The sequence below is a fragment of the Gammaproteobacteria bacterium genome, assembly GCA_022450155.1.
Lineage (GTDB): Bacteria > Pseudomonadota > Gammaproteobacteria > Arenicellales > UBA868 > REDSEA-S09-B13.
Map to the genome: position 1 here is coordinate 1 of JAKUQR010000038.1, position 15,520 is coordinate 15,520.

A 15,520-nucleotide genomic window follows, 5' to 3' on the forward strand; every position below is an offset into this window, starting at 1 on the left:
AACATTTACATGCGGCTTGGTTCGCTGAAATTTCTCTTTCGCCACTTTCTCTTCCCTCTCGTGATTCAGTGGTTAACTTGCTTTTCTTATCATGACTTCCGTCACACTGGCAGGCGCCGGAAGATACTGACTAAACTCCATGGAATATGTTGCTCTACCCTGCGTAACTGAACGCAAAGAGGTCGCATAACCAAACATCTCGGACAAAGGCACTTCTGCTCTCACAACTTTCCCGCTCGGGATTTCATCCATATCTGAAATCATGCCTCGCCGCGAATTCAGGTCTCCTGTCACGCTCCCCATATATTTTTCAGGTGTAACCACCTCGACGCGCATGATAGGCTCCAGCAGCGTAGGGCTTGCTTTTAGACAGGCCTCCCTGAATCCCTGCATGGCTGCTGCTTTAAACGCGTGCTCTGAGGAATCGACCTCATGGTAGGATCCATCGTATAGGGTGACTTTGACATCGATTACAGGGTAACCCGCGATCACGCCTGAACTCATTGCTTCGACTACGCCTTTTTTGACGGCAGGAATGTATTCTCGAGGCACAGCGCCGCCTTTTATCGCATCCACAAACTCGAATCCATCACCTTTCTTCTGCGGTTCAATCCGAAGACAGACATGGCCATACTGGCCACGCCCGCCAGTTTGTTTGGCATGCTTATGCTCCTGCTCAACTGCACGATTCAATGTCTCACGGTAAGCCACCTGTGGTTTACCAATATTGGCATCGACACTGAATTCACGGCGCAACCGGTCGATGATGATCTCTAGGTGGAGTTCGCCCATACCGGAGATGATTGTCTGGCCCGATTCTTGGTCAGTGAAAACCCGAAAGGACGGATCTTCTTGCGACAGCTTACCGAGGGCAACGCCAAGTTTTTCCTGGTCGTTCTTGGTCTTAGGTTCAACTGCTTGCGAGATTACAGGTTCTGGAAATTCCATTCGCTCCAGAGTGATTACATTGGCAGGATCACATAGGGTATCCCCGGTCGTGACGTTTTTAAGCCCGACTGCCGCTGCAATATCACCTGCTCGTACCTCCTTAATATCAACCCTTGAATTCGCATGCATCTGAAGGATACGCCCGATGCGTTCCTTTTTGTCCTTAACCGGGTTGCAGACGGTATCTCCTGTTTTCAAGATGCCTGAATACACTCGGAAGAAAACCAGCTGACCAACATATGGATCGGTCATGATCTTAAAGCCCAGTGCTGCAAAGGGTTCATCATCACTTGATTGGCGCGTGGATTCTGTTTCACCGTCTGCCAGCAAACCATGAATAGCAGGCACCTCTGTGGGGTTCGGCATATAGTCAATCACAGCATCCAGCAGGGTCTGGACACCTTTATTCTTGAATGCAGAACCACAAGTCACCAAAACAAGTTCGTTGGCAATCGTTCTCGCACGCAGGCCTGCTTTGATTTCTGCATCCGACAGATCACCCTTTTCCAGGTACTTGTCCATCAATTCTTCCGACGACTCTGCAGCAGCTTCAACCAGCTTTTCGCGACCCTCTGCACATTTTGCGACCAGATCGGCTGGAACTTCATGTTCTTCAAACTCGGTTCCCATTGTCGCGATATCCCAATGAATAGCTTTCATACGTATAAGGTCAACTATTCCAGAAAAGGAATCTTCCGCGCCAATTGGCACCTGCAGTGGCAGTGCACTCGATCCAAGGCGATCGGATATCTGTTCCACTACACGAAAATAATCGGCGCCGGTGCGGTCCATCTTGTTGATGAACGCAAGCCGCGGAACATTGTATGTGTCGGCCTGACGCCAGACTGTTTCTGATTGCGGCTCTACACCGCCTACTGCACAGAAAACAGCTACAGCGCCATCGAGAACACGCAGAGACCGTTCTACTTCGATAGTAAAATCAACGTGTCCCGGTGTGTCTATGATATTAACGCGGTGCTCTTCGTAGTCCTTTCGCATACCACTCCAGAAACACGTTGTTGCAGCTGAAGTGATTGTAATGCCGCGTTCCTGTTCCTGTTCCATCCAATCCATGACGGCATTACCGTCATGGACCTCACCGAGTTTGTGGGATATCCCGGTATAGAAAAGGATACGCTCGGTCGTCGTGGTCTTGCCGGCGTCTATGTGTGCCATGATGCCGATATTCCGATAACGGTTAAGAGGAGTTGTCCGTGCCACGTTGCGATACCCGGTCGTCAGTTGATAAATCTAGAATCGGTAATGGGAAAACGCCTTGTTCGCTTCCGCCATGCGATGAACTTCATCTTTCTTACGGGCTGCCCCACCCCGTTTTTCAGCTGCATCCATCAACTCCCCGGCCAACCTCTGTGTCATGGACTTTTCATTGCGGCTTCTTGCAGAGTCCACCAGCCAGCGCATGGCCAGTGCGTTACGCCGACTGGGCCGTACTTCTACAGGCACCTGGTAAGTAGCACCACCTACACGACGACTTTTGACTTCTACCACTGGCCGAATGTTGTCTAATGCTTCGTAAAACACATCGAGCGGTTTTTCTGCCCCGCGCTCACCAACAATATCCAGCGCACCATAGATGATTCGCTCAGCGATCGCTTTCTTACCGTCGAGCATCAATACATTTATAAACTTGGCGACTGTCTGATCCCCAAACTTGGGATCCGGCAGAATAGCCCGTTTTGGTACTTCTCTTCTTCTCGGCATCTGACTTCGGTTCCGTTATGTTTGTGTCGACCCGGTTCGCTGAACCGGATTCGATACCTGTTTATCGTCGACGTCCCGGTCAACAGCTACAACTGTGTGACACCGTCACACGCGGGCAACGGGACGGCAACCAACATAGCATGCCCAATGGTGGTGAATACCGCCATTGCGCAAGTCCGGTGAGACAGCCTTTTGTCGCTAGCAGCCGATCAGCCACCTTCGCGACTTCTGCAGCAATCTTTAATCAGGCAAGATCGCTTTTTTCACCGTGACCAGTCAGCCACACTGGTCAATTTTCGGTTAATGTATTCCGGCCTCTACAGCTGGCCGGAGCCTATCACTACGACTTCGGTTTTTTCGCTCCATACTTTGACCGGCCCTGCCGGCGGTCTCCAACACCCGAGGTATCAAGTGTTCCCCGAACAGTATGGTAGCGAACACCTGGTAAATCTTTGACTCTCCCACCCCGGATCAGAACCACAGAATGTTCCTGGAGATTGTGCCCTTCTCCACCGATGTAGCTTGTCACCTCATAACCATTCGTTAATCGAACGCGTGCGACTTTTCGCAGTGCCGAATTTGGTTTCTTCGGCGTAGTCGTGTAAACACGAGTACAGACCCCCCGTTTCTGCGGACATGAGGCCAGCGCCGGCACGTTACTTTTCTTGACCTGCCGTGAGCGCGATTTTCTGACGAGTTGATTGGTTGTTGGCACTGTTTAAGACCTACCTCTGTTCGACTGGTCCACCAGCTCAATCGAGCCGGGAAAGGGCCGAGATTCTAGGCAGATAAACGATTTTTGTCAAGAATTCACCGCCCACAACGTTCAGTTTCTGCATCAGGCTTGCACAGCCTTAGTGGGTTGCTCTTCCTGATCACTCGAAAAATCTGTGCTGAAGCTCAGTTCAACAAGTTCTGGCTTCTCAGTGGCAGTGGCTTGCTCCTCACGTTTACGTTGGCGCTCCTCATGATACGCAAGTCCGGTTCCAGCAGGTATCAACCGACCAACGATGACATTCTCCTTAAGACCTCGAAGGTGATCGACCTTACCCTGCATGGAGGCCTCTGTCAGAACGCGTGTCGTCTCCTGGAACGATGCTGCTGAGATAAACGACTCCGTACTCAGAGATGCTTTGGTGATACCCAGAAGCACCGGTTCAAAAACCGCCGGTTCTTTCCCATCCGCGACCAATTGCTCATTCTGACCGAGAAGCGTTGCCCGTTCGACCTGATCGTTCAACAGATACGCCGTATCACCACTTTCAACGATCCGTACCTTTCGCAGCATCTGGCGAATGATGACTTCGATGTGTTTGTCGTTGATCTTGACACCCTGCAGACGATAAACATCCTGCACCTCGTTGACGATATAAGCAGTCACTTCCTCTACGCCAAGCAGTGTCAATATATCCGACGCGATAGGAGGGCCCTCGACTACTTCGTCACCTTTTTCGATGTACTCACCATCAAATACAGTGATGGGGCGACCCTTCGGTATCTGCATTTCGTGTTCTTCATTGTCTTCAGTCGTGATCACCAGCCTTATCTTGGTTTTCACCTCTTTACCGAAGGACACAACACCGCTATGGGTCGCAAGTATCGCCGGATCTTTAGGTTTGCGCGCTTCAAATAGTTCAGCCACCCGTGGCAGACCACCTGTAATATCCCTGGTCTTGGATCCCTCTTGCGGTATTCGAGCAAGAACGTCCCCGGCCTCGACCTTGTCACCATTCTCAATGGTTACTGATGCACCCGGTGGCATCTGATAGCGGGCCGGTGCTTCAGAGCCAGGTATAAGCTTTGGTTTTCCCCGGCCGTCTACCAGCTCGATCGTCGGTTTGATTTCCTGAGCGATACCACGGCGCTGCTTGCCATCGAGTACCAGATAGGTGGTCGTCCCTGTCAATTCGTCTTTCTGCTGACTGACAGAGTTGCCCTCGACTATATTTTCGAATCGAACTTTCCCGGCAACTTCAGTAATGATCGGATGCGTGTGCGGTTCCCAGGCAGCAATAATCTGGCCGCTGGTCACTTCGTCACCATCATCGACTCTCACCGCCGCACCGTACGGAACCTTATAACGCTCACGGTCAACACCATGGATATCATGAACGATAAGCTCGCCCGATCGGGAGACAACGACATTGTGGCCGTTCTGCTTACGGACAGAACGGACCCTGCTGAACGACACGGTACCACTGTTCTTAACCTCAACATGACTCGAAGCTGCAATCCTAGACGCAGCACCACCGATATGAAACGTACGCATGGTCAGCTGAGTGCCGGGCTCACCGATACTCTGCGCTGCCATCACACCCACGGCCTCGCCCCTGTTGACCACTTGCCCGCGTGCCAGATCTCTACCATAGCAGGTAGAACACACGCCAAAACGGGTCTCACAGGTCACCGGTGAGCGCACCATGACCTGATTGACGTTGTGCTCTTCAAATAATGAAACAACTTCTTCATCGACTATACCGTTCGCGGGCAGCAGTTGCTGACCATCCACTGGGCTGACCACCTCTCTAGCAATCGTACGACCAAGAATTCGATCAGCCAGCGGTATTACGACCTCACCACCCTGGACGATTGCCTCACGTTGCAGGCCCCTGGTTGTTTCGCAGTCGCCGGTCGTGATCACCAGGTCCTGGCACACATCAACCAGGCGACGAGTCAGATAACCGGAGTTCGCTGTCTTCAGCGCAGTGTCGGCTAAGCCCTTACGTGCACCGTGTGTTGAAATAAAGTACTGTAGAACATTGAGACCCTCTCTGAAGTTCGCTGTAATCGGAGTCTCGATGATCGAACCATCCGGTTTCGCCATCAGACCACGCATCCCGGCAAGCTGTCGAATCTGGGCATGACTGCCCCTGGCACCGGAATCAGCCATCATGTAGATCGAGTTAAACGATTCCTGATCAACCGTTTGATTCTGGGAATCGATAACCTTTTCGACTTTGAGCTGGTCCATCATCGCTCCGGCAACTTCATCACTGGCGTGGGTCCAGATATCGACGACCTTGTTGTAACGCTCTCCGTCAGTCAGCAGCCCAGATCCATACTGCTCCTGGATTGACTTCACTTCGCTTTCAGCCTTCGCCAGGACATCCGCCTTGATAGACGGCACCATCATATCGTCTACGCCGATCGAAACACCTGCCTTGGCTGCCATCGAGAACCCGGTATACATCAACTGGTCACAGAAAATAACAGTTTCTTTTAAGCCGACTTTCCGATAGCACTCATCGATCAGGCCTGAAATCGCCCGTTTTCTCATCACCTGATTGACCAGTTCAAAAGAGAGCCCTTTGGGCAGAATTTCCGACAGCAAAGCACGACCCGCCGTAGTCTCGTAGAGTGTTGTAATGCTTTCAAAATCTCCATCGGCAGTCACTCGTGACTCTGTAATACGGGCTTTGATGCGCGCATGCAACGACAGAACGCCAGTGTCAATCCCACGTCGAACCTCCAACACATCGGATAGGACCATCCCCTCGCCCACTGCATTCACTTTTTCACGGGTCATGTAGTAAAGACCCAACACGATGTCCTGTGACGGAACAATGATTGGATCGCCATTAGCTGGCGATAGGATGTTGTTTGAGGACATCATCAGTGATCGTGCTTCCAGTTGGGCCTCAACTGATAACGGGACGTGTACCGCCATCTGGTCCCCATCAAAGTCCGCGTTATAGGGCGTACAAACCAGGGGGTGTAGTTGTATCGCCTTTCCTTCAATCAGTATGGGTTCAAATGCCTGAATCCCCAGCCGATGCAGCGTTGGTGCACGATTTAAAAGTACCGGGTGTTCGCGAATAACCTCATCGAGAATATCCCAGACTTCCGGCTCTTCCATCTCCACCATTTTTTTAGCTTGCTTGATCGTTGAAGCCAGGGCCCGCATCTCCAGTTTATGAAAGATGAATGGTTTAAAGAGTTCCAGTGCCATCTTCTTAGGTAACCCACACTGGTGCAGTTTGAGTGTCGGCCCGACCACAATGACAGATCGGCCAGAGTAGTCGACTCGTTTACCGAGCAGGTTGTGACGAAAACGACCCTGTTTCCCCTTAATCATATCTGCCAGAGACTTCAGTTGCCGTTTGTTCGGACCAGTGACAGCCTTTCCTCGGCGACCATTATCAAGCAGCGCATCCACCGACTCCTGCAGCATACGTTTTTCATTTCGGACGATGATCTCCGGCGCATTAAGATCGAGTAGTCGGCGCAAGCGATTGTTACGGTTGATCACACGCCGATAGAGGTCATTGAGGTCTGATGTTGCAAATCGACCGCCTTCTAGGGGTACAAGAGGCCTCAAGTCCGGGGGCAAAACCGGCAGCACCTCCATGATCATCCATTCCGGCTTATTCCCAGAATGGATAAATGCTTCGACCACCTTGAGTCGTTTGATCAGTTTTTTGGTCTTTGTCTCTGATGTCGACTCAGCAAGCTGCTCGCGCAGTAAAGCAGATTCCGTTTTAGGATCCAGTGCTTTCAATAATTCCCTGATCGCCTCGGCACCCATTCCTGCCTCAAAGTCTGCGCCGTATTCTTCGACAGCATCATAGTAGGCTTCCTCAGCCAGCAACGTGCCGGTTTCGAGCTCAGTCATCCCGGGATCAGTAATGACATAGGCCTCGAAGTACAGCACGCGCTCGATCTCGCGTACGGTCATATCGAGTAACACACCCAACCGGGATGGCAGCGACTTCAAAAACCAGATATGAGCTACCGGGCTGGCCAGTTCGATGTGGCCCATGCGCTCTCGACGCACTTTCGACAAAGTGACTTCAACGCCGCATTTCTCACAAATCACGCCCCGATGCTTCAGACGTTTGTATTTACCGCATAAGCACTCGTAATCACTGATCGGGCCAAACAACTTTGCACAAAACAGCCCGTCGCGTTCCGGTTTGAAGGTACGGTAATTTATGGTTTCGGGTTTCTTAACTTCACCCCAGGACCACGATCGTATTTTGTCAGGTGACGCAAGTCCGATCCTGATCGAATCAAAATCTTCTTCTACGATATTGTGCTTTCCGAACTGGCTGAACAGATCTTTCATAACAATTCCCCGAGCTTTAAATCTGTGGTGGGCATAGATGGCAAATAATTAAGCACTGGCTTACCGTCCCTGCCGCCGTTCGATGTTCAGGCCTAGTGACCTGATCTCTTTTTCCAATACATTGAATGATTCGGGCACGGCTGCTTCCATGCGATGGTCACCCCTGACAATGTTTTCATACATCGCCGTTCGACCAATCACATCATCTGATTTGACCGTCAGCATTTCCTGGAGGGTATAAGCAGCTCCATAAGCCTCTAGCGCCCAAACCTCCATTTCGCCGAATCGCTGACCACCGAACTGCGCCTTACCGCCCAAGGGCTGCTGGGTGATCAGACTGTAGGGACCAGTTGAACGGGCATGCATCTTGTCATCGACAAGATGATTAAGCTTAAGCATGTACATGTAGCCTACAGTCACCGGACGATCGAATTTTTCACCCGTTCGACCGTCAATCAAAAACGTCTGACCGCTTTCCGGTAACCCTGCTAATTTAAGCAGTTTCTTGATTTCGGCTTCCGACGCGCCATCAAATACTGGCGTCGCCATAGGCACACCACCGCGCAGATTATCCGCCAGTTCGATAATTTCATCATCAGAAAGCGTATCAAGATCTTCAGTCTTGCCAACATGGTTATAGATATCCTCCAACTTTTTTCGGATATCAGGCGGCGCTGCCTGACTGTCAATCATATTTCCGATCTGGCGGCCCAAATGGTTTGATGCCCAGCCCAAGTGGGTCTCCAGCACTTGCCCCACATTCATTCGTGATGGCACGCCCAGAGGGTTAAGCACAATATCTACCGTAGTTCCATCCTCAAGATATGGCATATCTTCGACTGGAACAATTTTGGAGATCACACCTTTATTACCGTGGCGACCGGCGATCTTATCCCCAGGCTGCAGTCGACGTTTGACCGCGACAAACACCTTGACCATCTTTAACACACCTGGAGAAAGGTCATCACCAGCTTCGAGTTTTCTTCGCTTCTCTTCGAAAAATTCATCAAACTGCCGGGCCTGTTCTTGGAGATGGTTACGAATTCCTTCCAATACAGTATTCGCTGACTCATCGCGCAACCGGATTTCAAACCACTTGTCGCGTGGCAGTTCCTGGAGATAGGGCCTGCTTACCTTATCGCCGGCCTTCAGGTCACCTGGTCCGCCTTCGGCGACCTTGCCGCTGAGCAGTCGGGTAATACGATCGTAAGTATCGTCCTCGACTATCTTTTGCTGATCGCGGAGGTCCTTCTTGATTCCTGCAAGTTCTCCAGCCTCATTAGCCAGTGCGCGAGTATCCTTGTCGACACCATCCCGTGTGAAAACCTGAACATCGATCACGGTACCGGACATGCCTGAAGGCATCTTCAACGATGTATCCTTAACGTCGGATGCCTTTTCGCCGAAAATCGCGCGTAACAGCTTCTCTTCTGGTGTAAGTTGAGTCTCGCCCTTTGGCGTGACCTTCCCTACCAGGATGTCGCCTGGCTCTACTTCTGCACCGATATAGACGATCCCGGACTCATCGAGTCGAGACAAAGCGGACTCACCAACATTGGGTATATCGCGGGTCACATCCTCAGAACCCAGTTTGGTATCACGTGCGTAACAACTGAGTTCCTCGATATGGATTGAGGTATATACATCGTCCTTCACCAAGCGCTCTGAAATCAGTATGGAATCTTCAAAGTTGTAGCCATGCCAAGGCATAAACGCAATCAGCACATTCCTTCCCAATGCCAATTCACCCAAATCTGTAGACGGCCCATCCGCGAGCACGTCATTCTTGGCGATTCTGTCACCGACCTTTACCAATGGGCGCTGATTGATCGTCGTGTTTTGGTTCGATCGCGTGTACTTGACCAGATTATAGATATCGACACCCGAATCACTCGCACCTACTTCTTTGTCGTCAACTTTGACAACGATTCTTGAGGAATCCACTGCGTTGACTACGCCCGATCTTTGCGCAATCACCACGACCCCTGAATCCGTGGCTACTATTCGCTCCATACCAGTACCCACTAATGGCGTTTCCGTCTGCAGGGTCGGCACAGCCTGGCGCTGCATGTTTGATCCCATCAGAGCCCGGTTAGCGTCATCGTGCTCAAGAAACGGAATCAGCGAGGCCGCAACCGATACGATCTGCGATGGTGCAATGTCGATATAGTCGATCTTATCTGGCGTCGACAACGTAAATTCATTCTGATAACGACAGGAAACTAGATCGTCGATCAACTTGCCTTTATTGTTGACTCGCGCATTGGCCTGGGCGATGACATATTTGCCCTCTTCTATCGCTGACAGGTACGTGACATCGTCGGTCACGGTCTGGTCCACCACCTTGCAGTAAGGTGTTTCCAGAAAACCATACTCATTGGTACGTGCATAGATCGCCAGAGAATTGATCAAACCGATATTTGGGCCCTCAGGGGTCTCGATCGGACAGACCCGGCCGTAATGAGTCGGGTGCACATCGCGGACCTCAAATCCTGCCCGTTCCCGCGTCAATCCGCCTGGACCCAGAGCAGAAACGCGCCGCTTATGGGTTACTTCTGAAAGCGGGTTGGTCTGGTCCATAAATTGAGACAGCTGGCTTGATCCAAAGAACTCCTTGATCACCGCTGATACAGGTTTCGCGTTAATCAGGTCCTGTGGGGTGAGATTTTCAGATTCCGCCATCGATAAACGCTCACGCACTGCACGTTCTACTCGAACCAACCCAATTCGGAACTGATTCTCTACCAATTCACCAACTGAACGAACTCTACGATTGCCCAGGTTGTCAATGTCATCGGTTTCACCCTGACCATTCTTCAGTGACACCAAAACTTTGATCACGTCAACTATGTCCTGCTGGCTGAGCGTTCCGGGACCTTCATCACTGGTCCGCTCTAAACGCCGATTCATCTTCATCCGTCCAACAGCAGAAAGATCATAACGATCGATATTAAAAAACAAGTTACGGAACAGTTGCTCGGCTGCGTCCTTGGTTGGTGGCTCTCCAGGCCGCATCATCCGATAAATCTCGACCTGTGCCTCAAGCGCACTGTTGCTTGGATCGGCCCGGAGGGTTTCTGAAATATAGGGACCATGATCCAGATCGTTCGTGTAGATCGTCTCAAATTCAACCAATCCTGCTGCCCTGAGGCTTTCCAGAAGTTCAGTGGTGATCTGATCGTTTGCACTAGCCAGCAATTCACCTGTCGAAGTATCTACCTGATCCCGCGACAGTGACCGCCCCAGCAGAAATGAATCCGGCACCTTAATTTCTTCTAGCCCCGCCTTTTCCAGCTCCCGGATATGCCGCGCCGTTAAGCGCTTTTCTGCTTCAATGATCACCGTGCCCCGCGCATTGACGATATCAAATTCCAGTTCCTGACCCCGCAGCCGATCTGCAACAAGAGAAATAGTGGCACCCTCGGATTGAAGCTGGATATGGTCTGTTTCAAAAAACAAGGCCAGTATCTCTTCAGTCGAGTAATCTAGAGCCCGTAAAACGATCGTAGCGGGAAGCTTACGCCTGCGGTCAATACGCACGAACAGCAGATCTTTCTGATCATATTCAAAATCCAGCCACGACCCGCGATACGGGATGACCCGCGCATTGAAAAGTAGCTTGCCTGACGAATGGGTTTTTCCCTTATCATGATCGAAAAACACGCCCGGAGAGCGATGCAGCTGGGAGACAATTACACGCTCGGTCCCGTTGATCACAAAAGTTCCTTTTTCTGTCATCAAAGGCATTTCACCCATGTAGACTTCTTGTTCTTTCATGTCGCGAAGTGTCTTTGCCCCGCCTGAGTCGCTCTTTTCAAACACAATCAGGCGCAGTGTCGCGTAAAGCGGCGCAGAATAGATCAAACCGCGCTGTTGACACTCCCGCATATCGAATGTGGGCTGGCCCAGACGGTATCCAACAAAATCTAGCGAAGCAGCACCACTGTAACTTTCGATGGGAAACACTGATTTAAACGCCGCCTGAAGACCTTCATCGATCCGCTGCATCGGTGCAACACCCTCCTGCAGGAGCTTGCGGTAGGATGACTTCTGGATCTCCAGCAAGTGCGGGGCAGGTGAACTGCCCGCGCGTTTGCTGAAGCTTTTACGGATTCGTTTTTTCTCGGTAAAGGAATAAGTCATTTATTGCTCTCGATCGTTCGATGGGACTTAAGTGAAATATGGCATCCCCGCCCGCGGGCGGTTATTCACAATAAAAGGTGGAGTTGGCTGATAGGCGAAGCTAGCAGCCAACCCAGTCTTTGGAACCTGGCTTTGCAAGGTAAGCACCGGAAAATCAGTGTTACTTCACCTCGACGGTTCCACCAACATCCTCCAGCTGTTTTTTCAACTCCTCGGCCTCGTCCTTAGCGACACCTTCCTTGATTGGTACGGGCGCAGATTCAACCAGGTCTTTAGCTTCCTTCAGGCCAAGACCGGTCATCGCCCGGACTGCCTTAATCACGGGAACCTTCTTCTCACCAAATGAGGACAAGACAACGTCGAATTCGGTTTGTTCCTCGGCATCGTCTGCATCTGCCGCAGCAGCTGCAGGTGCCGCAACAGCTACGGCAGCCGCCGCGGAAACACCAAATTTTTCTTCCATGTCATTGATGAGGTCAGACAGTTCAAGCACAGACAATTCAGAAATTGCACTCAAAATTTCTTCACGGGACATCACAGTTTCTCCTGATATTAGGGATTGCTCTTGCTGGAGTATCCAGTACCATTAAGCGGATTCGGCCTGCCTGCTATCTCTGTAGGCAGCCATGGCTCGAACCAGCTTTCCGGGCACTTCATTCAGTGTACGAACGAACTTATCCAGTGGCGCACGCATTGTTGCCATCAGGGTAGCCAGCAGTTCATCTCGACCAGGTAATCTCGCCAGCGTCTGGATCGTGCTCTTGTCGATCAGGTCACCATTCATGACACCGACCGTGATCTTGAGCGCTTCGTGATCCTTGGCAAATTTGCTCACCACTTTTGCCACTGCTACGGGGTCGCCCGCGGATGAGATGAGTACCGGACCCACGAAGTGATCAGTCAAACTCTCAAATGGCGTTCCAGAAACACTGCGTCTAGCCAAGGTGTTTTTAACCACCCGGATATCAACGCCATTATTTCTGGCTTCACTGCGTAGTTCGGTAATCTGCGCGACACTGAGTCCTCGATACTCAGCCAGCACAGCAGCTTGGGCTGCAGAGAAGATCTGCACAACCTCGCTAACAATGGCCTTTTTCTGATCAATACTGAGACTCATGAAGCATTTACTCCCCAGTTACTCGTTTAACATATGGTGTCCTGATCGGTCCTTAACCGATACCGCGGCACCGCCTGCGTAGGCTGGCACGTAGCCAATTAAGCCTGTCCGGCGAAAGCCGGTCACAACGCCTACGGTCTTCGACGAACTCCGCCTGGAATACTCCCCAGGCCAAGCCCCTCAAACCACACGACCTCATCCAGTGAAAGCGGTTCGGTCGACTTTTACACCCGGACCCATCGTGGTCGACAGAGTGACACGCTTGAAATACTGACCTTTAGCGCCAGAGGGCTTTGCTTTGTTCAGCGCGCCCACCAACGCCAAAATATTTTCCTTAAGATCGTCCTGTTGAAAGGACACTTTGCCTATTGGGCAGTGCACAACGCCCGCCTTATCTATTCGAAATTGAACCTGACCCGCCTTTGCATTTTCGACGGCTTTGGCAACGTCCTGGGTCACTGTACCCACTTTAGGATTAGGCATCAGTCCGCGTGGTCCCAGCACCTGGCCCAATTTGCCGACCACACGCATGGTGGCAGGCGTCGCGATGTAGATATCAAATTTGATCTCACCGCCCTGAATCGTTTCAGCCAGGTCATCCAGACCGACAATGTCCGCGCCTGCTGCCTGAGCCGCTTCGGCATCAGCTCCCTCGGCAAAAACCGCGACCTTTACTGTTTTTCCTGTGCCACATGGTAATACGGTCGCACCGCGAACACTCTGGTCGGATTGTTTAGCGTTTACACCCAAATTAATAGCGACATCTACAGTTTCATCAAACTTTGCCGATGCCCCCGCTTTGACCTTCAACAACGCATCATCCAGGCTGTAGAACGCCTGTGGATCCAGTGATTCTGCCGCTTTCTGGTAACGCTTTCCCCTTTTCGACATATCACACCCCCTCTGTTTCGATGCCCATACTTCGGGCACTGCCGGCAATGATGCGAACAGCCTGATCAATATCGTAGGCACTGAGATCGGGCATCTTCGCTTTTGCTATTTCCTCGAGCTGACTCCGCCCGACCTTGCCGACCTTTTCCCGATGGGGTTCACTACTGCCCTTCTCGACGCCGGCTGCCCGCTTTAAAAGTACAGATGCCAGCGGTGTTTTCTTGATATACGAAAAGCTTTTATCGCTATACACCGTAATCAGGACTGGAATCGGCAGTCCCGGCTCAACGTCCTGAGTATCGGCGTTGAATGCTTTACAGAATTCCATGATGTTCAGGCCGTGCTGACCCAGCGCGGGCCCAACAGGTGGGCTTGGTTTAGCACCACCCGCCGGTACATGTAGCTTTATATAGGTCTCTACCTTCTTTGCCATCGCATTACTCCTTCGGGTCCTGACGCCTTTCGGCTCCCCTTTAATTTTAGCCAGCGTTCACCACACGCCAGCAACTTCAGCCTTTTTCGACCTGGCTGAAATTCAACTCGACCGGTGTTGAGCGGCCAAAAATTGACACAGAAACCTTGAGTTTGCTCTTTTCAAAATTTACGTCCTCTACGGTTCCGCTAAATTCCTTAAACGGTCCATCAGTCACCCGAACCACCTCACCTGGTGCGAAGGTATATTTGGGTCGCGGATGCTCTGCTCCTTCCTGAACCTGCTGCAGAATCGTCTCTGCTTCTCGATCAGATATGGGCACGGGCTTTGAGCCACTGCCGCCAACGAACCCTGATACACGGGGAACCGATTTCACGAGATGCCAGGTTTCATCAGTCATATTCATATGAATCAGGACATAGCCGGGGAAAAACTTTCGCTCGCTGGTTCGTTTCTGACCATTTCGCAACTCAACAACCTGTTCGGTGGGCACCTCGACCTCACCAAAATACGCCTCCATACCAGCGCGAGCTATATATTCTTTCAGCGATTGCTGTACTTTCTTTTCAAATCCGGAAAAGGCCTGAATCACGTACCAGCGCATGTCTTCTTTAATTTCGACTGTCATTTAACTGCCCAACCCCAGAACCAGTTCATAGATCGCCCAAAACGACAGGGCGTCCAGTAGCCACAAATAGATACCGACAACAAGCACCATCAAAATAACCACCAGCGTCGTCTGCACCGTCTCTCGACGACTCGGCCAGATCACCTTACGTATTTCGGCACGGGTTCCAATTGCAAACTGCCAGGCGTTCCTTCCCGGCGTCGACGTCAAAGCAATCCCGCCCGCAACAACCACACCCACGACAACAATCAACGCGCGCAATAGCGCAGACATGTCACCGAACGCATAAAACACCGCGATACCGGCGATGATGGCGACTACGGCCGCGACCAACTTTAGGTTATCGACCAACCCTTATCTGCCTCAAGAATCTGGCAGGCCAGGAGGGAATCGAACCCCCAACCTGCGGTTTTGGAGACCGCCGCTCTGCCAATTGAGCTACTGGCCTAAAAAGTTCGTGCCCAGCCTGGCGAGTGACCTCGCTTTATTTTTCCCTGCTACTCGATGATCTTAGTAACGACGCCGGCGCCCACTGTACGACCACCTTCCCGAACAGCGAAACGTAACCCCTCT

Annotated in this window: 12 protein-coding genes and 1 tRNA gene; all 13 read right to left on the reverse strand. The window is 51.4% G+C overall.

Features of this window, described 5'->3' with window-relative positions; all coding sequences use genetic code 11:
• Window positions 1-72 precede the first annotated feature (72 nt).
• Window positions 73-2,169 (reverse strand): elongation factor G, encoded by a 2,097-nt coding sequence (gene fusA / locus MK323_14195; protein ID MCH2483303.1) that lies wholly within the window; start codon window positions 2,167-2,169, stop codon window positions 73-75.
• A 30-nt stretch (window positions 2,170-2,199) separates the two neighbouring features.
• Complete coding sequence (gene rpsG / locus MK323_14200; GenBank protein ID MCH2483304.1) at window positions 2,200-2,670, reverse strand: 30S ribosomal protein S7; 471 nt, start codon at window positions 2,668-2,670, stop codon at window positions 2,200-2,202.
• Between the two features lie 340 nt (window positions 2,671-3,010).
• On the reverse strand, window positions 3,011-3,385 hold the full coding sequence (rpsL, locus tag MK323_14205; GenBank protein ID MCH2483305.1) for a 30S ribosomal protein S12: 375 nt from the start codon (window positions 3,383-3,385) through the stop codon (window positions 3,011-3,013).
• Window positions 3,386-3,508: 123 nt separating this feature from the next.
• On the reverse strand, window positions 3,509-7,735 hold the full coding sequence (gene rpoC, locus MK323_14210; protein ID MCH2483306.1) for a DNA-directed RNA polymerase subunit beta': 4,227 nt from the start codon (window positions 7,733-7,735) through the stop codon (window positions 3,509-3,511).
• A gap of 60 nt (window positions 7,736-7,795) precedes the next feature.
• Window positions 7,796-11,878, reverse strand: coding sequence for a DNA-directed RNA polymerase subunit beta (gene rpoB, locus MK323_14215; protein ID MCH2483307.1), 4,083 nt, complete (start codon window positions 11,876-11,878; stop codon window positions 7,796-7,798).
• Between the two features lie 160 nt (window positions 11,879-12,038).
• On the reverse strand, window positions 12,039-12,413 hold the full coding sequence (rplL, locus tag MK323_14220) for a 50S ribosomal protein L7/L12 (protein ID MCH2483308.1): 375 nt from the start codon (window positions 12,411-12,413) through the stop codon (window positions 12,039-12,041).
• A gap of 51 nt (window positions 12,414-12,464) precedes the next feature.
• On the reverse strand, window positions 12,465-12,995 hold the full coding sequence (gene rplJ / locus MK323_14225; GenBank protein MCH2483309.1) for a 50S ribosomal protein L10: 531 nt from the start codon (window positions 12,993-12,995) through the stop codon (window positions 12,465-12,467).
• A gap of 195 nt (window positions 12,996-13,190) precedes the next feature.
• Complete coding sequence (gene rplA, locus MK323_14230; protein MCH2483310.1) at window positions 13,191-13,886, reverse strand: 50S ribosomal protein L1; 696 nt, start codon at window positions 13,884-13,886, stop codon at window positions 13,191-13,193.
• A 1-nt stretch (window position 13,887) separates the two neighbouring features.
• The gene (rplK, locus tag MK323_14235) at window positions 13,888-14,319 is read right to left on the reverse strand and encodes a 50S ribosomal protein L11 (GenBank protein MCH2483311.1); all 432 of its coding nucleotides are present in this window, start codon (window positions 14,317-14,319) and stop codon (window positions 13,888-13,890) included.
• Window positions 14,320-14,395: 76 nt separating this feature from the next.
• Complete coding sequence (gene nusG / locus MK323_14240; GenBank protein ID MCH2483312.1) at window positions 14,396-14,947, reverse strand: transcription termination/antitermination protein NusG; 552 nt, start codon at window positions 14,945-14,947, stop codon at window positions 14,396-14,398.
• Window positions 14,948-15,298, reverse strand: a complete 351-nt coding sequence (gene secE / locus MK323_14245; protein MCH2483313.1) for a preprotein translocase subunit SecE — start codon at window positions 15,296-15,298, stop codon at window positions 14,948-14,950.
• 21 nt (window positions 15,299-15,319) lie between these two features.
• Window positions 15,320-15,395: transfer RNA gene (locus MK323_14250), tRNA-Trp, on the reverse strand.
• Window positions 15,396-15,444: 49 nt separating this feature from the next.
• The coding region (locus MK323_14255; protein ID MCH2483314.1) for a hypothetical protein at window positions 15,445-15,520 on the reverse strand (76 nt) is incomplete at its 5' end.

Coding starts and splice junctions, on each gene's coding strand:
- rpsG (MCH2483304.1), bottom strand. CDS start 2,670: ATGCCGAGAAGAAGAGAAGTACCAAAACGGGCTATTCTGCCGGATCCC.
- rpoC (MCH2483306.1), bottom strand. CDS start 7,735: ATGAAAGATCTGTTCAGCCAGTTCGGAAAGCACAATATCGTAGAAGAA.
- rpoB (MCH2483307.1), bottom strand. CDS start 11,878: ATGACTTATTCCTTTACCGAGAAAAAACGAATCCGTAAAAGCTTCAGC.
- rplL (MCH2483308.1), bottom strand. CDS start 12,413: ATGTCCCGTGAAGAAATTTTGAGTGCAATTTCTGAATTGTCTGTGCTT.
- rplJ (MCH2483309.1), bottom strand. CDS start 12,995: ATGAGTCTCAGTATTGATCAGAAAAAGGCCATTGTTAGCGAGGTTGTG.
- rplA (MCH2483310.1), bottom strand. CDS start 13,886: ATGTCGAAAAGGGGAAAGCGTTACCAGAAAGCGGCAGAATCACTGGAT.
- rplK (MCH2483311.1), bottom strand. CDS start 14,319: ATGGCAAAGAAGGTAGAGACCTATATAAAGCTACATGTACCGGCGGGT.
- nusG (MCH2483312.1), bottom strand. CDS start 14,947: ATGACAGTCGAAATTAAAGAAGACATGCGCTGGTACGTGATTCAGGCC.